This is a genomic window from Saccharopolyspora phatthalungensis (assembly GCF_014203395.1).
In the GTDB taxonomy this organism is placed as follows: Bacteria; Actinomycetota; Actinomycetes; order Mycobacteriales; family Pseudonocardiaceae; genus Saccharopolyspora; species Saccharopolyspora phatthalungensis.
The window spans coordinates 2004108-2023411 of the sequence record NZ_JACHIW010000002.1 but is presented as its reverse complement, the minus strand read 5'-3'; the positions used below and the strand labels follow the sequence as shown (position 1 = coordinate 2023411).

Sequence of the window (19304 nt, the reverse complement as noted above, 5' to 3'; positions counted from 1 at the left end):
GGCTGTGACGCGGAGAGATCGTTCCAGCCCGCCAGCGAACGGGAGCGGCCATGACCGTGATCACGGACGCGCAAGAAGCGCGACCGGACCATCCGCGCGCGCCACGCACGCTGGCCATGTCGGAACGAGTCCAAGCCCCTGCCGTGCCGATCGTGCCCCGACCGGTCGGCACGGCATGCTCCAGCCTGCGCTTCCGAACGCCGGAGCGGGCGGCCAGAAGCAGTGCCTGGTGGGGTGAGCCTGATCGGAATGCAGCTGCTCAGTGCTGGCCATGTCCGGGCCTGTTCCACGCGTCCCACGTCGACGCGCCTCACCACCCCGGCAGCTCCCGCCACGAACTCGCGCGCACTACCCGCAGCCCGACATGAGACCGGTGCAGGGCGGCCTCGCCCAGGAGTTGATCAGCTCTTAGCCCGTCCCCAGCAACAACATCAGCGGAGGATCCGATGCGCGATCTGCGCCTGTCCCCACGTGATCGGCTCGTCCACGCCGTCGCGCACGTCACCGACACCATGCCCGCGGTCGACAGCCCCCTGTGGTCAGCGCCGCTGGCGCAATCGGACCGCGTCCAGGCCGCGCTCCGCGACTGTGTGAACGGGCGAATGGTGGTAGTGACCGGAACCCTGGATCGGCGGCTGGTGCTGATCGAACACGAGTTTGGCGGCGGCTTGGCCGGCGGCTGGACCGTTGCCGACCTTTCCGGGCAGCCGCACCGTACCCGCGAATGGCCGACCTGGGTGGGCGACTACATCACGATCAGCGACCCGGACAGCTGGCTCTCGGCTGCGGAGATCACCCTAGAAGGTCGACATCGGCTGCTGCGGCCACGGCTGCTGCTGGCCTCGCTGTACCACCCGGAGAACTTCCCGCTGCCGCGCTTTCCGTTGGCTATCTCCGATCTCGCACGGGCAGCCCGCGCCACGCTGCTTGGCCACGTCGAGCTGATGGACATGCAGCTCGGCGTATCCCTGGAGGACATCCTCGCCCGCATCGGAACCGGCGAGACCGACATCGTGGGGATCTCGGCGACCTTCGGCCAGCACGACCTGATGACCCGCCTGCTGGACGAGATCACCAGTGCGGAGCGACCGCCTCTGGTGGTGGCGGGCGGCAGCCTCACCGTCCGCAACGAGCGCATCCTGCTGGAGCGCTACCCGAACCTGATCATCGGCCGCGGTGCGGGGGAGCCCACCATCGCCGACGTGCTCTCGCACTGGCACGACGACATCGCGGTGCAGCACATCCGCGGCGCGGGCTACGCCGGTGCAGCCCGCGGCGAGGGCACGCTGTCCATCGGGCCACGGCGGCGCAGCGCCGTCGTGGCGAACCGGCTGCAAACCGACATGTGGCCCGAGCTGGACCTGCTGGACCGCACCTTCGTCCACAACGGAGTCGCCCAACTGGAAACGAGCCGGGGCTGCACCAACTACTGCTCGTTCTGCCCCCGTGACCACAAAGGACAGTGGGCAGGCACGGCACCGGAAGCTCTCCCGTGGATTCTGACCGAGATCGGCGCGATCGCCGACCAGCACCCGCACGTCAGCCGGACCCTGTACCTGGTGGACGAGGAGTTCATCGGCCGCGGCCCGGCCGCGGTATCGCGCACCCTCGCGGTCGCCGACACCCTCCACGAGGCCGGATTCCAGTGGGAGACCTCCTGCCGGGTCGACCAGGCCGTGCGGCTGGACCACGACCGGGCCTGGCACATCGAACGCGGCCACCTGTGGCGCGGCCTGGTCGAGCGCGGGCTGCGGCGTTGCCTGTTCGGCGTCGAATCCGGCGTGACCTCGATCCTGGAGCGGTTCAACAAGGAGACCACCGGCACCCAGAACGCGCTGGCCATCCGCACCCTCACCGCGCTCGGGGTGCCGCCCCGGTTCACCTACATCACCTTCGACCAGCTCATGACCCTCGACGAGCTCCAGCAGACCTACGCCTTCCAGGGCCGCACCGATCTGCTGCTGCGCCCGCAGCGCGATCTGGGCGTGGAGGAGATCGTCGACGGGGTCCGGGACGAGGACTGGGTGGCCGAGCGCACCACCGGCCGCCCGTTCTACACCGGCATCAGCTACATGCTCGTGTCGATGGAATGCTTGATCGGCGCCGCCTACACCCGCAAGGCCGAAGCCGCTGGCCTCACCGGGGATGTCGACCCGGCGTTGGGCCGGGTCCAGGCCCGGTTCGCCGACTGGCGCATCGGCGTGGCCTCGCACTGGGCGCAGCTGTGGATCGACCGCAACTTCGCCCTGGACTACACCCTCAAAAGCCTGGAGAAGGTCCTCGACAGCCGACCATACGCCCTGGTCCGCGAGGCGCGCCGCACCATCAAGGCCGTCGGCTACCGGCTGCTCGGCGCCATGATCGACGCCGCAACCCACACCGACACCCTCCCGGACCGGGCCGACGAGCTGAACAACCGGTGCGCGGCGCTGGCCGAGCGGCTCCTCGCCGAGCTGCGCGCCGAGCTCGACACCGCCCTGGCACGGGTGAGCGACAGCCTGCCCGGCAGGCACCGGGATCTACTGCAGCGCGAACATGACCGGTGGGCGGACTCCACGACCTGGCGGTTGATCAACGCCACCGACCCCTGCGGAACCTGACCACATCGCCAAAGAAGGATGCGCAGATGCCCGGTATGCAGCGCCGCTTCCTGCGCGGCCTGGACGCCGAAGTGTCCCTGCTCGGTGCGGGCTGTTGGACCGTCGGCGGCCCGGCCACCAACCGAGGCGTTCCGATCGGCTGGGACCACGTCGACCCGGAGCAGGCGTATGACGGGCTCGTCCGCGCCCGCGAGCTCGGTGTCACTCTGTTTGACACCGCCGACGTCTACGGATGCGTCCAGTCCGAACGGCTGCTCGGCCGCCTGCTGCGCGAGACCGGCCGCACCGGCCTGGTGATCTCCAGCAAGGTCGGCTACTTCGCCGGCACCGCGCGCCACCCCTACGCCCCTGACCAGATGCGCCGCCAGTTCGCCACCACCCTGGACAACCTCGGCACCGACCACCTCGACATCTACTTCTTGCACAGCAGCGACTTCGGCGAGAACGATCAGTACCTGGCCGGCGCGGTCGAGGTGATGGGCGAGCTGCGCGAGCAGGGCCTGATCCGCGCCATCGGGACGCGCGGTCCGCACGCCTTCGCCGAGCAATGGGCCACCGGCGACGATGCGCGGGCGGCCACGACCACCCGATGGTCGCACCTGTTCGACCAGATCCGGCCGAATGTCGTGACCGTGCGGTACAACCTGCTCAGCCCCCTCTACACCTCACGGGAGACCGACATCTTCGCCTTCGCCCGCCGCCACCTTGTCGGCGTGCTGATCAAACAGGCCCTCGGCCAGGGGCTGCTGCTGCGTGACCCCGCCAGCCCACCACCGGTGTTCAGCCCGGCCGATCACCGCTGTCGCGACCCCCGGTTCCAGCCCACAGTTCTGGCCGCGCTGGACCGTATGCTCGCGGCCCTGCGTGACTGGTTCGGCACCGATCCGACCGAACTCGCCCGGATCGCGCTGCGCTACGTCCTGCAGCACGCCCCTGACGCGGCCGTGCTGGCCGGTTTCCGTGACGCCAACCAGATCACCACCACCCTCACCTGCCTGGGCAACCCGCTCGGCCAGGATGAGATCGACCAGATCATCGAGCTTTTCCACCCCCGCACCGACGGCAACACCGACGAAAGGACGCCTGCTCGTGCAGTACATCGAGATTGAGAAGAAGTTCGCGCTGCCCGACCCTGCCGCGCTCAAGGCCAAGCTCGAACAGCTCGGTGCCAAGCCCAGCGAGCCGACCCGCCAGGTTGACGCCTACTACAACGCCCCGCACCGCGACTTCCTCGCCCCCGAAGCGATCTCCGAGTGGCTGCGCATCCGCACCGAGGACCGCGGCTCCTCGATCAATTTCAAACGTTGGCACCCCGTCGACGCCCTGATCAAAACCCACGCCGACGAGTACGAGACCAAGATCGACGATGTCGAGGCAATCCGCAGGCTGCTGGAAGCGCTCGACTTCCGGCCACTGGTCACCGTCGACAAGACCCGTGAGGAATACAAGCTCCCCGACATCGAGGTCGTATTCGACCACGTCGTCGACGCCGGTGACTTCGTCGAGTTCGAGTTCAAGGCCGACGCCGCCAACGTCGACGACGCCACCGAGCAACTAGAGCAGTTCATCGCCTCCCTGAACATCGAACTCGGCGAGCCGATCAACCGCGGCTACCCGCACATCCTGCTCGGCCGCGAACACTGAGCATCCACGACATCGCGCGGCGCACGGCCAGTCCTCCCGGTTGTGCGCCGCGCACCCCGTCACCCGTCCGGACCCCGCCAAGCAACCACCAGATGACCACCGTCAGCGACAGCCGCCCAGCACCGTTAGCCGAGCAACTGCGCTCCGACCTGATCGACCAGCTTCGCGCGGAGAACATCGTGAACAGCCCCAGCGTCGAGGCTGCGCTCCGACACGTTCCACGCCACATTGTTCGTCCACGACGTCTCGCTGGAGCGCGCGCCTACGTCGACGGTACCGTCCGGACAAAGTCCGATGTGGACGGCGCGGCGCTCAGCATGGCGTCCCAGCCGAGGATTGTCGCGATGATGGGGCAGGGCAAAGAAGGCAGGGCCCAGGTCTTCCGCTTCAGACCAGCCGGCTACCAAGGCTGACCCGCGGCGCAGGCCCCCCAGCGCCTGCGCCGCCCATCGCACGAAACTCAATGCCATACGGACCGGTGGGCACGAACTAGGGGCCCGGCGCAGATACGTCAAGAAAGAACAATGACGCGCAGCCTTCGCCCCAGACCTTGGGGACGTTTGCTGCCCTCGGGATCGATTGAATCGGACCCGAGGGCGGGGTGCTATCTGGTCGCGTGCCTGTCCCGAAGATAGGCCGCGGTGTCGGCGAGGGGTAGGCGGGTCTGCTCGCCGGTGTCCATGTCGCGCACGGTGACCTCGCCGGTTGCCTGCTCGTCGGGGCCGTAGATCAGCACGTGGCGGGCGTGCTGATCGTGGGCCCATTTCAGTTGTTTGGCCAGTTTGGTGGAGCTGCCGAGGTAGATGCCGGTCCGCAGGCCGTGTTCGCGGATGTGGGCTGCCAGTCGCATGATGTCGTCTTCGGCTCCCAGGACGGTCAGGGCGACATCCAGTCCGCGTGTTGTGGTGGCCTTGGTTTGCTGGGTCGCGAGGATGCGTTCGATGCCGATGGAGCCGCCGCAGGCGGGCAGGTCGGGGCCGCCGAGCTTGGCGACCAGTCCGTCGTAGCGTCCGCCGGAGGCGATCGATCCGGGGTAACCCTCGGCGAGGACTTCGAAGATCGGGCCGGTGTAGTAGTCCAGGCCCCGGACCATCCGGGGGGTGAAGACCACGCGTCCCTCGGGCAGGCCGGTGGTCAGGCTCAGCAGCCGGTCCACTTCGGAGAGTCCCCGCCTGCCGCTTTCGGTGGTGTCGAGCTGTTTGCGTACGCGATCGGTGTCGGGTGAGGTCACGTCGGTGACCAGGCTCTCGGCGGTGTCGCTGCTCAGGCCGCGGTCGGTGAGTTCGGCGGTCACCGCCTCCGGGGTGGTTTTGTCGAGCTTGTCCAGACTGCAGAGCACATCAAGACCGAGTTGGGGTGCGATGCCGTATGCCTCCAGCAACCCATGCAGCGCCTGGCGGCTGTTGACCAGGAACCGGAAGTCGCCGATGCCCAGTGCCTGGAGTGCTTCGTTGATCGCCCACAGGATCTCGGCATCGGCCAGACGGGATGAGGAGCCCACGGTGTCGATGTCGCATTGGGCGAATTCGCGGAAGCGTCCCTTGGCCGCGCGGTCGGCCCGCCAGACGTTGCCGATGGCATACCGCTTGAACGGGGAGGGCAAGCGGCTGCCGTAGGTGCCCACGACCCGGGCCAGCGGGACGGTGTGGTCGTAGCGCAGTGCCAGGTCGGCTTCGCCGCTTGCCTCGTGCACGCCGCGCTTGAGGATCTTGAAGATCAGCTTGGCTGCCTCGTCGCCGAGCTTGCCCGCGAAGACCTCCAGGCGTTCGAACGCCGGGGTCTGCACCGGGTCGAAGCCGTAATGCTCGAACACCGCGCTGATCGTGTCGAACGCCGCCCTGCGGCGGCGGACCTCGTCAGCCAGAAAGTCCCTGGTACCCGATGGCGGCTCGACGACCTGCGGCATGAATACATCCTCCTGGTAGCGGGTTAGATGCTCATTGTGACGGGTCGGGGTCGCTCCACGATCAGGTCAGTTGCCAGGAGGGAAAGAACCGGCGCAACATCGCCAGCACCTCGGCTTCGGACAGGTCTTCACCCTGGCCGGTGCGCAGCAGGGGCGTGCCGGCGATCGGGAACAGTGTTTGCCAGCCATCGAGGTCGTCCATCAATCGCGCGATGCCCTGCATTAGCGAGATGGAGAGCTGGGGCACGAGAGCGTCCACGCAGTGCGCGATGAAGTAGATCGAGGATCGCTGGGCAGTAGTGGTGTCCACGCGTTCGGCGTAATTGCTCTCGCTGTATTGCGGGTAGCAGGCGTCGAGAATCGCCTTGGGGACATCCCATACCGGCAGCACACAGTTGACCGCGTTCATGCGGCGCAGCGGGAAGGCCATCGGCCGACGCCCGTTGATCAGGCAGAACAGAAGTTCGGCCAGGACGTCTTCGCGGTTGTAGCCGAGCAGGAGGTGTTGGCTGTTGATCTGGTCGCAGATCCGTCGCCCGACCAGGTTGATCAGAAACGTTCCAAAGAAGTGCGAGGTATCTGGGCCGTGCTGGGCGGCGAACTCGTGCCATAGTTCGACCGGCGATCCGTTCATGCCAAGCAGTTCCGCGATGTCCTCGGCGTACATCACCCGGTGCTGAAAGCCGGCTTCGGCGCAGAGCTCGCCTGCCCGCTCGGCCGCTGACTCGGGCCAGATCGGGTCCATGACCAGTGTGAAGCACACGACCTGTTCGGCATGGCGAGAACCGGGCTCCAGATGCTGGCGGATGCCCTGCACGAGGGTGTTGCTGTCGCCGCCACCGGAGACCCCGGCGACGATCGGCGGGGCGATGTCGTGCTGGGAAAGGAATGCCGCGACCTTTGCGGAGACGACCTGACGAAGCGTGTGATCATCGACCAGGTGCACGCGGTTGGCGGCGTCGGCCTTGCCATACTGGAAATCGAACATCGCGGCGACCGGTAGCGGGTCACGTTCGTGCGTTTCGAAAGTGTTGGCCCGCAGGCTGTCTACGTCGGTGTTGCGGATGCACTGCAAGATCACCTTGTGCTCGTTGGGCACCGCGCTAAGGGTAGTGGTAATCGGGACCGGCCGGAGGCTGCCGTCGCCAGGTACCTCGTACGCTTGGAAGAGCGAGGGAGGCAGTCGGTTCGCCAATAGCAATTCGTCCAGCGACAGTTCGTCGGCCGCCTTGATCGGCCTCGAACCAGCAGAGAACAGCAGGTTGACGCGCCCCCAGGTAATCACAAGATCCTCCGTGCGGAGTCGCGGCCGGTCGCCTCAGATGTGCCCGGTTAGCGCCGGGACGGAGAGGATCTCCTCAACCTGTTTGTTCGTCATCCGGTCCATGCCGTCCTGCTGCAATGTCCGGGACACCACACCAGCAAGAGCGTCGATCGTCATTGGCTCGGCTGGCACTGCCGAGACACCGCCGGTTTGAGTTTTCGCTGGAGCGGACATGACATTCTCCTTCGACGCTTTCGATCGACCGTTCGGATTGCTAATCCACTTTATTGCACGCGCAGCCAGGCGTACACCGTGTGTAACCGAGTGGCCTAATCCCCAAGTGGGGGCCGAGACCGTACGAACCCGATGCGACAGCCTCAGATCAAGTCGGGGTCAGCAGCTTTAAGCACGTGATCGAGTCGGCGGTATGACCGTGGAGCGGGGCGGCGGCCCTCGTTTCCGATTTGTGATGCCTAAAGTCGGCCATATCGCGGCGTGATTTCGCGATCCCGCAGAGATGGCGCTTGAATCGGTGACCGATGTGGACCTTGGCAGATCCGGTTCAGCGCAGTAGTGAGGCTTCGGTGGTCTGCGTGAGGTAGTGCGCGATTTCCGGACTGATCCTGGTTGTCGGCGCCCGCTAATCACGGTGTGTTGAGGGCGTTTTGGCAGACTGTCACGCGGGTTTCGGACAGAGGGACGGCGACGTTCTGGGACTGTGCGAGGCTTAGTGCAGTGGTGATGTCTCGGAAGTCGCGTTGCGGGAACTGGGGGCGCGAACCCAGGCGGCCGAGAACGGCGCTGGCTGATCCGCGTCTCGGCGCGGGCCGGTTTCTCGTGAGCCTCCACTGATTTCCACAGAAGCATCCCGAAGACGCCATAGCGCGAGCCATCCACTACGACACTGTTCAGACCCAGTCGGCCCGGTACCGGTGACCGGTCCACCAACACGTCTCGGGCATCGGTCCAGAACCCCATGCGTCACATGGGACACGTTAGCCACCTCGTCGGGCAGTTCCCGCCATATGATCAGGTTCTGAGCACGATCCCCAAGCGTATCGGCGCGGTGCGCTTTCACCGTGCTGCGGGGTAAAATCGTCCTGTTCAGCTGGTCTGGTTTCGGCGGCTTGACGGCTGGCCATGTGGCATCAGATCTGTGCTGGGGAGGGGCGATGGCTACAAAGCAGCGGAAGCCGGCGAGTGTTGAGGGGACGACGGTGAATCTCCCCGGTGTCACGGCGGAGTTTCACCGACCCGACCACTACGTCCCCACTCGCGATGATCTTGCCGGCGTGGCGGAGACCGTTCGGGGGTACCTCCCGTCGCGCCAGATGATGCTTTTCTACGGCGGTCTTGGGGCGCTGGCCGCGTTGTCGGTGATCGAATGGCCGGTGGCGGCGGCGATCGGTGCGGGTGTCGCGCTCGCACAGCGTTCCGGCACGGCCTCGACGTAATCCGATCACACGTCCCGAATGCGTCGTGGAAGTACTCCGATCCACGCTGGCAAGAGTAGGCAAACACAGCGGCGCTCAGATCATCCCTAGGCCCATCCCTACGCTGACTGCCACGAGGACGACTCCGGCGGATAGTTCGCTGTGCTTGCAGAGACGTTCGCCGAAGCGCGAGCCGAGATGCGCACCGAGCTCCAGGCCGAGTAGCGACATGGCCACGCTTGCGGTTCCGATGATCACGGCAGCCAGCACGATAGCCGTGTGGTAAGTGCCCAGGGCGAAGCCGATGACCAGGTTGTCGATGCTGAGCGCGGCTCCGATGACACAAAGCTGAGGCAGCCGCCAAGTGTTGACCTCGGTCTTTCCGGGATTGGATCGGGAACGTAGCGCCGATACGACGGTGTAGCAGCCGGTGAGGCCCAGCAGGACTGCGCCGGCAGCGGTCGTGACACCGCCGAAGCGCAGTGCGGCCTGTTGCCCCAGCGCGAGACCCAGCAGTGGCATCGCGGTCTCGAAGGATCCGAACACACACGCGACCTTCAGCCGCAGTCGTACATCAACGCCCAATAGGCCAAGGGCGATCGAAGTCGCGAAGTTGCCCAGACCCGGCGATAAGGCGACAACGACGAGACCGGCCAGCGACAGCACCCGGCTGACGGTAGTGACGACAGCGTCCCAGCGCAGACCGTGACTACGGCAGTTCCATGACCCGCAACGGGAAACGCAGCCGACCGCACGTCGTAAGGACGTGTCGATGTTCAGGCCGAATTCCCATGGTGCAGCCAGCGTGATGTTGACGCTCGGTAGCTCGTTTGGGTGAGGCAGCGGTCGATTCGGGTGCCTGCGGAAGGCGGTGTGCCTGGCGTTGCCTGATGGGCAGGATGGGGCGTGCTTTCGAAGTTCGCTTGACGTTCACATGTCTTACGCTCGTGGTTTACCAGGGTGCTTGTGCGTCTGGGAGGCGAGTCGTGGCTAGAGCGATGGAGAACGCGGCGTCCGGCGCAGGCGCTCAGCCGTGGCGGCGTTCGGGTGTTGCGGAGGTCGGCGTGCCCGGTAGTCGGGAGGACGTGACCGGTTCGCTCCGGCCACGGGAATTGGCCTGCCCAGCGGCGAACGACTGAGGCCGTTCGATGCTGCGCACCTTGGGTACCTTGGCCGCACAGATCGTGGCGCCGGTCGCGGCCGCCGCGAGGAGCATCGCGCACTTGGACCGCGGTCGGCGGGCTTGGGAGTCGCAGGGGTGTGCGCACATCGACGTGCGCGGCGTGCACGAGCCGGGAACCGAGGACGCCGCGGCGGAGATCATCCGGCGGGTGGAGAAGGTCCCGGGTGTCGCCTGGGTCGAGATCAACGCCACCCTGGGGCGGATGGTCATCGGGCACGATCCGGACCGGGTCGAGGTCGCCGAGCTGGTCGACGCCGTGGCGGATGCGGAAGCGGAGGCGGGCCTGGACGCGGCGAGTTTCGCCGCGGTCAGCCCCGGCCACCCGGACAATCCGGTCAAGGTATTCGCCGAGGTGGCGATGCTGGGGGCGAACCTGGCCGGTGCCGCGATCACGATGGGAGCCGAACTGCTGCCACTGCCCGCGGTCCCGCCGTCGGTGCCGGCACTGGTGTCGACCGGGGAATCGGCGGCCAGGATTCGGGCTCCGCTGGAAGCGCGACTCGGTAAGACGGCCACCGATCTGATGTTCGGGATGAGCAGTGCGGTGGCGAACACGCTTGCGCAGCGCCGGGCGAGCTTGCTGGCGGAATCGGCGTATCGGTTCTGTCTGTTGCAGGAGACGCAGGCCGCGCGGCGGAGTTGGGCCCGCTGGGAGGCCGGCGCGGCTCCCGCCAGTCACCGCAGTACGCCGTTGCAGGTCCGGCCGCGTCCAGCGCCGTTGCCCGAGGGCCCCATCGAGCGCACGGTGAACACTTCGGCGCTGGCCGGGCCCGCGGCGTTGGCAGGAATGTTCGGGCTGACCCGAAGCTTTGAGCGTGCGCAAGCGATGTTGGTTGCCAGCGTGCCGCGAGCGGCACAGCTGGGGCGCGGGGCGTTCGCGGCTCAGCTCGGGTACGGCCTGTCGGAACGGACGACGCTCGTGTTCGACCCCGTTGCACTGCGCCGGTTGGACCGGGTCGACACGGTGGTGATCGACGCGGGGGTCCTGCGGACCGGTGCTCGGCTCGTGCACGACGTGATCCCCGCGGGCGTTACTCACGAGCCCGTCGAGCTGTGGGAACGCGCCCACGAACTTGTCGGCGTGACCAACGGGGACGGCGCGCGGCGCGCGGGTTGGTCGTTGTCGGCGGTCGATCGGTCATGGCTGGCCCCTGAGGTGCGTGACTTGGCCGGCCGGGGTACCGATGTGTTCGCGCTGCGCCACGACTCGCGCACCGTCGCGTGGGTGCTCGCGGCCGAGGAACTGGATCCCCTTGCCGACAAGCTGACCGCCGCAGCCCGCGAAGTCGGCTCGGTGGTCCTCGCCGGAGACGGCAGCGGGTTGGCGGCGCGACTCGACGTCGACCGCGTGGTGCCCGATGGTGCGCGGCTCGCGTCGGCTGTCCGGGAGATGCAACGGCAGGGCCGTGTGGTCGCTGTGGTGTCGGCGCGTGCGCGGGCCGCGTTGGCGGCCGCGGATGTCGGGCTCGGAGTTACGCGCGACGGTGAGGTCCCGTGGGGCGCACACCTGATCTCGGGTCCCACGCTGGGGGAGCCTTGCGCGTTGTTGAGCACAGTCCCGACCGCGCGTCTGGTCAGCACGCGCAGCGCACAGCTGGCGGTGATCGGCTCGGTGGGCGGCGCGGCGCTGGCCGCGCTCGGACCGTCCATGGGGAGCCAGATCCGTGCGGGAGTTCCGGTGGCCGCGTGTGCGGCGATCGCTCTCGGCGCTGGGACCTGGTGGGGGATGCAAGCCGCATGGCGTCCGGTTCCGCGCGCCGCGCCGCGTACTCCTTGGCACGCGATGGCCCCCGGCACGGTCGTGGAGTTGCTCGACAGTTCACCGGAGGGCCTGACCGATGACGCGGCGCAACGGCGGTCCCGGGATCGGGCAGACGAGCCGGAGCTGCGCCGGATGGGTGTGCTGCGGGCATCGCTGGATGAGCTGGCGAGCCCGCTGACGCCTGCGCTGGCCGGTGGAGCCGTGATCTCGGCGAGTATCGGTGCCGTCACGGACGCGACTATCATCCTGGGGGTTTTGGGGTTGAACGCGTTGATCGGCGGTGTGCAACGGGTCACCGCCGATCGCGCGTTGAACAGGCTGCTTGCGGCCAGCGTTCTTCGGATTCCGGTGCGCCGCAAGCAAAAACTGACCTCGTTGCCCGCCGAGAAGCTCGTCCCGGGCGATGTGGTCGAGTTGGTGGCCGGCGATTCGGTGCCCGCCGACTGCCGGCTTCTGGAAGCCGAAGGGCTTGAGGTCGATGAGTCGAGCCTGACCGGCGAGTCGCTGTTGGTCACCAAAGCGGTGGGGGCGACTCCCGCGGTGCCGGTGGCGGACCGGACCTGCATGATCTACCGAGGCACCGCGGTCGCCGCCGGGCGGGCCGTGGGTGTCGTGGTCGCGACCGGCGCGAACACCGAGGCGGGAAGCGTGGCGGGACCCGAAACGCGCCGCCGTGGCGATGGTGTCGCGGCTCGCCTTCAGACACTGGCCAAGGTGACAGTGCCGATCTGCCTGGGAGCGGGCGGGGTACTGCTCGTCACGGACATACTGCGCGGGCGTGTGTTCGGGACATCGCTGGGGCGGGCAGTGAGCTTGGCTGTGGCGGCCGTTCCCGAGGGATTGCCTTTCGTGGCAACCGTCGCCGAGCTTGCGGCGGCCCGGCGGTTGTCGAGACGCGGTGCGCTGGTACGCAATTCCGCGACGATCGAGACGCTGGGCCGGGCGCAGGTCTTGTGCTTCGACAAGACCGGCACCCTCACGGAGGGGCGTATCGCGCTGCGGCAGGTGTCGGACGGTGCGACGAGCCGGTGGCTCGAAGAAATATCCACAATGGAACGTCGGGTGCTTGCGGGCGCTTTGCGCGCGAGTCCGTTGGTGGAGAACGGGGAACTGCTCCCGCATCCCACCGATCGCGCGGTCGTCGACGGCGCACGAGGCGCCCAAGTGCGCCCGGATGAGGGCAAGGAGGGTTGGACGCCGATCGACGAGATGCCGTTCGAACCCTCCCGGGGTTACCACGCGGTGCTCGGTAATTGGCACGACGGCAACCTGCTGAGTGTGAAGGGGGCTCCGGAAATCGTGCTGGCCCAGTGCATCTGGTGGCGAAGGCAGGACGGTGACATTGCGCTGGACGACACCGCCCGCCGAGGCGTCGAGCACGTTGTGGAAGGTCTTGCCCGGCAGGGTTACCGGGTGCTGGCGGTCGCCGAGCGGGCCGCCTCGGACCGAAGTGATCTCGACGAATCCCGGATTCGGAATCTGCGGCTGATCGGGTTCGTCGCGCTGGCCGACCCGGTGCGTCCCACCGCGGCCGCCGCCGTGGCACAGCTGCAGCAGGCGGGCGTCGAGATCGTGATGGTCACCGGTGATCACCCCAGCACCGCCGAGGCGATCGCCGCCGAACTCAACGCGCTCAACGAACGCCGCGTCATGACCGGTACCGAGCTGGATTCCCTCGACGACGATCAGTTGGCGGCGGAGGTGACCGACGTCGCGGTGTTCGCGCGGTTGAGCCCGTCGCAGAAAGCGCGCATCGTGGAAGCATTGCAGCGCAACGATCGCGTGGTCGCGGTGACCGGGGACGGCGCCAACGACGCCCCGGCGATCCGGCTGGCCGACATCGGCATAGCGCTGGGGGAGCGCGCGACCCCGGCGGCCCGCGAGGCCGCCGACCTCGTCGTCACCGACGATCGCATCGAGACCATCGTCGATGCCATCGTGGAGGGCCGCGCCATGTGGGCGTCGGTCCGCGACTCGCTGGCCATCTTGCTCGGCGGCAATCTCGGCGAGATCGGCTTCACCGTCGTGACCGGGCTGATCAGCGCCGGAGGCAGTTTGAACGCCCGCCAGCTGCTGCTGGTCAACCTGCTCACCGACGTCCTCCCGGCGATGGCGATCGCGGTGCGGCCACCGCCGACGATCACCGCGGAGATGCTGCTGGCCGAAGGGCCCGAAGCGTCCCTGGGCGCGGCGTTGACCCGCGACATCTACCGGCGCGCGACGGTGACCGCCGGGGCCGCCATCGGCGCCTGGTTCTTGGGACGGGCGACCGGAACCCTACGTCAAGCCAACACCGTCGCACTCGTGACGTTGGTCGCCGCGCAGCTTGGCCAGACACTGGTAGTTCGCGGACGGACCCCGCTGGTCATGGCGTGCGCGCTCGGCTCGCTCGTGGCACTGGCCGCCGCCGTCCAGACTCCGGGCCTGAGCCGCTTTTTCGGGGCCAGTCCATTGCTGCCGCACGGCTGGATGATCGCGGCAGGCACCGCGACCGCCGCCACCGTCATCAGCCTGGTACTGCAGCAATGGTGAACCTCGTCGAATGAGCGCGGAACTCCTTTCCCCACAGCCGTGGCCGGGCCGGCTGACACGGAAACCCCCGAGCCGGCAAGACCTTGGCACAGAAGTATGTGGCCTACGGCAGACGGGCGGCTACCGCGTCACGACGAGTCAACCGAGCGCGGCGAGCAATGCCGTGAGCGCGCTCTGTTCGTTGTTCGAGTTCGGATTCGTTGCCCTGAGCTGGCGCAGCACCGTGTCGATCTTGCCGTCGATCTCGGTCCAGGCGGTCTTGTCCTTCGGCTTTAGCCGCGCTTCGGCGTTGTCCCACTCGATTTCGAGGTCATCGACGCGGGCCGTGGCACCGGACTGGTTGCCGGTGTTCAAGAGGTTCAGCGTGTCTTGGGTGATTGCCCGGAACTTCGAGAGGTCGCCGAGGGGCGAGGGCTTTGCCTGCTCGCTCAGGCTTGCGCCTGGGGTCGGTGGTTGCACGGCAGAAGCCTGATTCGGCGTGTCTTGTTGTAGTGCGGAAGTGCGCAAGGCGTATCCCGCTCCGCCGGCGATGAGGACGAGCGCGACGACGACGACCGTCTGCCACAAGCCTCCCCGCTCGGGCGCCGTCGCGGTGTCAACGGCTGAGGCGTTCGGGATGACATCGGCTTTCGTCACCGATAGATAGGTGACGATGGCGAGAATGCCGACCACGAAGATCAGGCTCGTCACCGTGGCACCCAGCCCCAGCCCGCCCTGGCTCGCCGGTTGCGAGAGGTAGTCACCGATCGACGCGCCAAGCGGCCGGGTCAGGGTGTAGCAGAACCAGAAGGCGAGAACCGAGTGGAGTCCGGCTCGCCACGCGACCGTGGTGATGGCGATCAGCGACGCCACGATGATTCCGGTCACCAGGTAGCCGAGGCCGAGCACCTCGGCCATGAGATCACCGGTCGCGGTACCGAGCGCGAAGGTGAAGAGAATGGCGAGCCAGTAGAACGCCTCTCGCCGCCTGGTGAAGATGGAATGGATGGAGAGCGTCCGCTCGCTCCGAAACCACATGAGGAAGGTGAGCCCGAGCAGAACGCCGAAGATCAGCGTGCTTGCCTCAAGCGGCAGGCCGATGTTGTCCGTGAGGTTGTCGGTCACCAATGTGCCGAAGACGCTTACGATCGCCACGGCCAGCCAGTACCTGCTCGCTAGGTACCGGTTCGCGCGGAACTGGAAGATCAGGCAGCCGACGAGCAGGACGGCGGTGATGATCGACACACCGGTCAGGCCGAGGTTCAGGTCAACGTTCAGGAAGTCGGCGGCCGACTCACCGACCGTCGTGCAGAGCACTTTGATGATCCAGAAGTAGAGGGTGACTTCCGGGACTTTGTTGAGCATTTGGCGATTCGGCCCGAGGGCATGTTGTGAAGTCATCGTGGCGAACACTAGCGAACGGCAGGTTTGCTGCCGGTCGGACAGAGGTGAGCGGACGGCAAACCCGGGAACGTGGCGATTTCCATTGAACTCACCGGGATCCGCGCGCAAAGCAAACTCTCGGTTAACCTTCCGTGCACCGTGCGCTTGCCGTACGTCTCCTAGCGTTGGTCGCGATCCTGTTGCCGGATGCGAAAGACGGGGGAGCTGGATGCACGTGCTGGCGGTGAATGTACTGGACTCGCGGTCGTTGGTGACCGGTCTCGGGGCCATCGGGGTGTTCCTGGTGTTATTCGCCGAGACGGGACTACTGATCGGCTTCTTCCTCCCGGGAGATTCACTGCTATTCACCGCTGGCGTTCTTGCGGCCACCAGTGTGGCGCAAGGGGGTTCGTCCCTGCTGCCGTTGATGATCACGGCAGTCGCAGGGGCGTTGGCGGGCGCGCAGGTCGGTTACCTGATCGGCAAGCGTGGCGGCGCCGCGATACTCCGGCGCGTCCGGAACCGGCGCTTGCACGAGGGCGTAAATCGCGCGGCGCGCATGCTGGACCGCTACGGGCATGGCAAGGCCATCGTGCTGGCCCGGTTCGTCCCGATCGTGCGGACCGTGCTGAACCCGATGGCAGGGATCTCCGGGGTGCCGTCCCGAGTGTTCGCGGTGTGGCAGGTCGTCGGTGGTCTGCTGTGGACGGTCGGGGTGATGCTCGCCGGGTACCTCCTGGGCACTTCGGTACCGAACATCGACAGTTACCTGCTGCCCGTGGTCGCCGTGATCGTCGTCCTGTCCCTGGTTCCGGTGGCGTGGGAGATCTACCGGTCCCGGCGGGCTTCGGAAGCGTCGTGAAGGAGGTGGCCGTCATGCCGGACAGCGGCGTTTATGTGGCGATGACCGAGTTCGCGGCGCGGACGCCGTGGCTTTGGACGCCCGTGAGCGTGTTCACGACCTACGGGGTGGTAGCCCTGATCGTGGCGGTTTTGTGGATGTTGTGGTGGGCACGCCGCGCCGACTCCGCCGCCGCGGCGAAGGTGCTCTGGGTGGGCGTTGCGGTGGTCCTGGCGTACGTGCTCGACAGTGCGCTGAAGAACGTGGTGGCCGAACAACGTCCGTGCCGGGCATTGCCCGATGTGGTCACCGTGCTGCCGTGCGATGGCGTCACCGATTACGCGTTTCCCAGCAACCACACGGTCATCTTCGCCGCTTTCGCGGTGGCCACGCTGATCGTCCGGCGGAGTTGGGGTTACCTCGCGGTGGTCGGTGCGCTGCTGATGGCGATTTCTCGCGTCTATGTCGGCGCGCACTACCCGCACGACGTGATCGCGGGCCTCGTCGTCGGCGGTGCCGTCGGCGGCGCATGGTTGGTGGTTCGTCGTCCCCTGACGGCCAGTGTCGAGCGACTACGAAGCAGCAAGCTGCGCGGCGTGGTCTGGGCCCAGCGCCGCTGAGGGCTAGGGTCTGTTTTATAACGAGGCGGTGGGAACGGTGGTGCGCGACCGAGTAGCAATGCGCCCCGCACCCTTAACCGGGTGCGGGGCACGTTCGCCGTTTCGAGCCTTATCGTGGCCGTTCAGCCAAGCCTGACACATCAATGATGACGTTCGATGGTTCGTCGAGCCACATGCGGTGTTTCCCGCTGTCGACGGTGAGGCCGAACCGTTGTCGTGCGGGGCTGCCGAGCACTTGCCAGCGTTCGTGGGCGTGCTCGATGGTTTCCCACAGTCGGGCGGGGCCGCCTTGGCGAACGATTTGCCGGCCGGGATCCGGGGTGGTGTGGCAGATCCATGATCCGTCGGCGCGGGTGAGCCACGTTTCCGGCGTTGGCCCGTCGGCGGGGGTGAACCCGGTCCTGCTGTACGGGCCGGTGTGCAGGGCGGCAAAGAACTCGAATTCCCGACTCGTGGCGACCTCGGCGGCGATGGTTGTGGGTTCGGGCTCGGTGGCAGCTGCGTCGCGGTGGGGAATCGTGGCGGTGGGCTGCTGTTGGTCGCGGGTGGGCATGAACATGCCCGCGTCCGGTAGAAATCTGCCCTCGGCGCGGCCCTGGTCATCGACGTTGAGCCGCGCGAGCAGCCCGCCGACCATGAGCGGGACGAGAATGACCGCGCCGGGGCGGGATTGCTCGATCCACGTGGCCGGGACGCGGTGCACGCCTACGGTCGCGATAATCCGATCGAACGGTGCCTGCTCCGGGCAGCCGTCGCGGCCGTCCACTGCGGCCAGGCGCGGGGCGTAGTCGAGTTTCGCGAGCCGGTCGCGGGCGCAGTCCACCAGCACAGGGTCAACGTCGACGCTAGTGACGTTCTCGCTGCCCAACCGGTGGCAGAGCAGGGCGACGTTGTAGCCACTGCCGGTGCCGATCTCCAGCACCCGGTGTCCGTCGTGCACGTCGAGGGCTTCGAGCATGAGCGCCATCAACGACGGCGCGGAGCTGGACGAGGTGGGCTGCCCGGTGACGGTTTCGCCGCGCCGAGCGGCCAGCACCCCATCTGGGTTGTTGTCGATCTGGGTGACGTGCGCGGTGTTGCGATACACGCCGTCGCGCCACTCGTCGGTGCGCTCAACGAGCCGCCACCCGGGCCGGTCGGTGCCCGCTTCGAAGTAGTACGGGACAAACAGTCCGCGGGGAGTGTCGGTGAACGCGACGATCCATGCCGGGTCGCGCAGGTAGCCGTCGTGGGTTAGTTGGGCTTCCCCGGAATGCCTTGTAGAGCACCGGTTTCGCGCGCTCGGCGAATTCCGCGGCCTTCTCCGGGTTGTTGGTGATCAACATGTCCGGGACGGGTAGACCCGCGTCGGCCGCCTGGGCGAGTTGGTAGGGCTTGTGCTCGGCGGCATGCACCGCCGGGGGCCAGTTCACCCACGTGGTGCGGGGAAGGGCTGCGAGAAGACCTCGCAGCCCCCACCGCTGTTCGGTTTGGATCCACTTGGCGGCATCCCCGCTCACGCCTTCCGGCGCGGTCGGATTGGTGGGCCGCCGGTAGTAGATGCCCGTCACGTCGTCGAGCTTCACCGTGTGGTGCCGGGTGGCGAAAACCCCGCTCCAGCGGGCGCCGTCGAGTTCGGCGGAAACGATGAGGTCACCGAGGTCGGCGCGCACCAGCGGCACGCCGCGCCGGTTGAGCTCGTCGATCACCACGTCCGCGGTGGCGTCGAAACGCTGCGTCAGCACCAGAACCGCCACGGGGTCAGTCCTCGGTCCAATCCGTGTCGGTCTCGGTACCGCCATGCCCATCGGTGTTCGAGTTGGTCGTGGTCTGCCCGTCCGAGTGCTTGCACCACGGTGTGTTCACGCCGTCCTCGCCCGGGGTGAGCATGATCTGCCGCTGCGGGTCGAAGACCAGCCGGGACAGGTCGACCTCGCTGACCGGAATCGGCTTGCGGGCTGCGACGTCGAGGCCGAACGCGGTGATAGGTGTATTCATGCTGTCGTCCCTTCTCTTGCGTCATTCCTTGGCGATCATCGGTGCAGGTTCCCCGGTGTGGTGGGGCCGGTTGCGGCGCCGTTGCCGCGCATCGACCCCACCACGTTCATCGAGTCGAGCCGAGTCGTGCCCCGCGCGGTGGGGCTTTGATTACAGTTGCGGTCCGACTGAGCGCGTTCG

The 19304-nt window shown here is 67.2% G+C and carries 17 protein-coding genes; 9 read left to right on the top strand and 8 right to left on the bottom strand.

Annotated elements, in window-relative coordinates:
• Positions 1 to 446 precede the first annotated feature (446 nt).
• The 4 genes from BJ970_RS34985 (at position 447) to BJ970_RS34970 (ending at position 4657) form a co-directional block, all read left to right on the top strand.
• Complete coding sequence (locus BJ970_RS34985; protein ID WP_184732162.1) at positions 447 to 2600, top strand: B12-binding domain-containing radical SAM protein; 2154 nt, start codon at positions 447 to 449, stop codon at positions 2598 to 2600.
• Positions 2601 to 2626: 26 nt separating this feature from the next.
• Entirely contained in the window at positions 2627 to 3709 is a 1083-nt protein-coding gene (locus BJ970_RS34980; RefSeq protein WP_184732160.1) for an aldo/keto reductase, read from the top strand.
• Entirely contained in the window at positions 3690 to 4244 is a 555-nt protein-coding gene (cyaB, locus tag BJ970_RS34975) for a class IV adenylate cyclase (RefSeq protein WP_184732158.1), read from the top strand. The genes BJ970_RS34980 and cyaB overlap by 20 nt, the downstream gene beginning before the upstream one ends.
• Positions 4245 to 4336: 92 nt before the next feature.
• The gene (locus BJ970_RS34970) at positions 4337 to 4657 is read left to right on the top strand and encodes a hypothetical protein (protein WP_184732156.1); all 321 of its coding nucleotides are present in this window, start codon (positions 4337 to 4339) and stop codon (positions 4655 to 4657) included.
• A gap of 191 nt (positions 4658 to 4848) precedes the next feature.
• On the opposite strand, the gene hisS is transcribed toward BJ970_RS34970, so the two are convergent.
• From hisS to BJ970_RS34955, 3 genes are all read right to left on the bottom strand, one after another.
• Positions 4849 to 6150 (bottom strand): histidine--tRNA ligase, encoded by a 1302-nt coding sequence (gene hisS / locus BJ970_RS34965; RefSeq protein ID WP_184732154.1) that lies wholly within the window; start codon positions 6148 to 6150, stop codon positions 4849 to 4851.
• Between the two features lie 61 nt (positions 6151 to 6211).
• Positions 6212 to 7435: a hypothetical protein gene (locus tag BJ970_RS34960; protein ID WP_184732152.1), complete on the bottom strand. Its 1224-nt coding sequence runs from the start codon at positions 7433 to 7435 to the stop codon at positions 6212 to 6214.
• Between the two features lie 33 nt (positions 7436 to 7468).
• Entirely contained in the window at positions 7469 to 7648 is a 180-nt protein-coding gene (locus BJ970_RS34955; protein WP_184732150.1) for a hypothetical protein, read from the bottom strand.
• Between the two features lie 938 nt (positions 7649 to 8586).
• On the opposite strand from BJ970_RS34955, the gene BJ970_RS34950 reads away from it, so the two are divergent.
• The gene (locus BJ970_RS34950; RefSeq protein WP_184732148.1) at positions 8587 to 8868 is read left to right on the top strand and encodes a hypothetical protein; all 282 of its coding nucleotides are present in this window, start codon (positions 8587 to 8589) and stop codon (positions 8866 to 8868) included.
• A gap of 75 nt (positions 8869 to 8943) precedes the next feature.
• Here the strand turns inward: BJ970_RS34950 and BJ970_RS34945 are convergent, their stop codons facing one another.
• Positions 8944 to 9513, bottom strand: coding sequence for a manganese efflux pump MntP (locus tag BJ970_RS34945; protein WP_184732146.1), 570 nt, complete (start codon positions 9511 to 9513; stop codon positions 8944 to 8946).
• Positions 9514 to 9833: 320 nt separating this feature from the next.
• On the opposite strand from BJ970_RS34945, the gene BJ970_RS34940 reads away from it, so the two are divergent.
• Together BJ970_RS34940 and BJ970_RS34935 are read left to right on the top strand one after the other, a co-directional pair.
• On the top strand, positions 9834 to 9986 hold the full coding sequence (locus tag BJ970_RS34940; RefSeq protein WP_184732144.1) for a hypothetical protein: 153 nt from the start codon (positions 9834 to 9836) through the stop codon (positions 9984 to 9986).
• Positions 9987 to 9995: 9 nt separating this feature from the next.
• Positions 9996 to 14324, top strand: coding sequence for a cation-translocating P-type ATPase (locus BJ970_RS34935; RefSeq protein ID WP_184732142.1), 4329 nt, complete (start codon positions 9996 to 9998; stop codon positions 14322 to 14324).
• A gap of 138 nt (positions 14325 to 14462) precedes the next feature.
• Here the strand turns inward: BJ970_RS34935 and BJ970_RS34930 are convergent, their stop codons facing one another.
• A complete protein-coding gene (locus tag BJ970_RS34930) occupies positions 14463 to 16121 on the bottom strand; it encodes a COG4705 family protein (RefSeq protein WP_312864616.1) in 1659 nt (552 codons plus the stop codon).
• Between BJ970_RS34930 and BJ970_RS34925 the strand changes: the two genes are divergently transcribed.
• Both BJ970_RS34925 and BJ970_RS34920 read left to right on the top strand, forming a co-directional pair.
• A complete protein-coding gene (locus BJ970_RS34925; RefSeq protein WP_312864615.1) occupies positions 16081 to 16548 on the top strand; it encodes a DedA family protein in 468 nt (155 codons plus the stop codon). The two genes, BJ970_RS34930 and BJ970_RS34925, sit on opposite strands and share 41 nt — an antisense overlap.
• 14 nt (positions 16549 to 16562) lie before the next feature.
• Positions 16563 to 17147, top strand: a complete 585-nt coding sequence (locus tag BJ970_RS34920) for a phosphatase PAP2 family protein (protein ID WP_221468395.1) — start codon at positions 16563 to 16565, stop codon at positions 17145 to 17147.
• 109 nt (positions 17148 to 17256) lie between these two features.
• On the opposite strand, the gene BJ970_RS34915 is transcribed toward BJ970_RS34920, so the two are convergent.
• The 3 genes from BJ970_RS34915 to BJ970_RS34905 are packed head-to-tail and all read right to left on the bottom strand — an operon-like array spanning position 17257 to position 19124.
• Positions 17257 to 18348, bottom strand: a complete 1092-nt coding sequence (locus tag BJ970_RS34915) for a methyltransferase domain-containing protein (RefSeq protein WP_312864635.1) — start codon at positions 18346 to 18348, stop codon at positions 17257 to 17259.
• On the bottom strand, positions 18260 to 18883 hold the full coding sequence (locus BJ970_RS34910; RefSeq protein WP_184732134.1) for an MvdC/MvdD family ATP grasp protein: 624 nt from the start codon (positions 18881 to 18883) through the stop codon (positions 18260 to 18262). The genes BJ970_RS34915 and BJ970_RS34910 overlap by 89 nt, the downstream gene beginning before the upstream one ends.
• Positions 18884 to 18887: 4 nt before the next feature.
• Positions 18888 to 19124, bottom strand: coding sequence for a putative ATP-grasp-modified RiPP (locus tag BJ970_RS34905; protein WP_184732132.1), 237 nt, complete (start codon positions 19122 to 19124; stop codon positions 18888 to 18890).
• Positions 19125 to 19304: the final 180 nt, after the last annotated feature.

What these genes read in the sequence shown, in the direction of transcription:
- BJ970_RS34985 (WP_184732162.1), top strand. Translation starts at nt 447, where the DNA reads ATGCGCGATCTGCGCCTGTCCCCACGTGATCGGCTCGTCCACGCCGTC.
- BJ970_RS34980 (WP_184732160.1), top strand. Translation starts at nt 2,627, where the DNA reads ATGCCCGGTATGCAGCGCCGCTTCCTGCGCGGCCTGGACGCCGAAGTG.
- BJ970_RS34970 (WP_184732156.1), top strand. Translation starts at nt 4,337, where the DNA reads ATGACCACCGTCAGCGACAGCCGCCCAGCACCGTTAGCCGAGCAACTG.
- hisS (WP_184732154.1), bottom strand. Translation starts at nt 6,150, where the DNA reads ATGCCGCAGGTCGTCGAGCCGCCATCGGGTACCAGGGACTTTCTGGCT.
- BJ970_RS34955 (WP_184732150.1), bottom strand. Translation starts at nt 7,648, where the DNA reads ATGTCCGCTCCAGCGAAAACTCAAACCGGCGGTGTCTCGGCAGTGCCA.
- BJ970_RS34950 (WP_184732148.1), top strand. Translation starts at nt 8,587, where the DNA reads ATGGCTACAAAGCAGCGGAAGCCGGCGAGTGTTGAGGGGACGACGGTG.
- BJ970_RS34935 (WP_184732142.1), top strand. Translation starts at nt 9,996, where the DNA reads ATGCTGCGCACCTTGGGTACCTTGGCCGCACAGATCGTGGCGCCGGTC.
- BJ970_RS34920 (WP_221468395.1), top strand. Translation starts at nt 16,563, where the DNA reads ATGCCGGACAGCGGCGTTTATGTGGCGATGACCGAGTTCGCGGCGCGG.
- BJ970_RS34905 (WP_184732132.1), bottom strand. Translation starts at nt 19,124, where the DNA reads ATGAATACACCTATCACCGCGTTCGGCCTCGACGTCGCAGCCCGCAAG.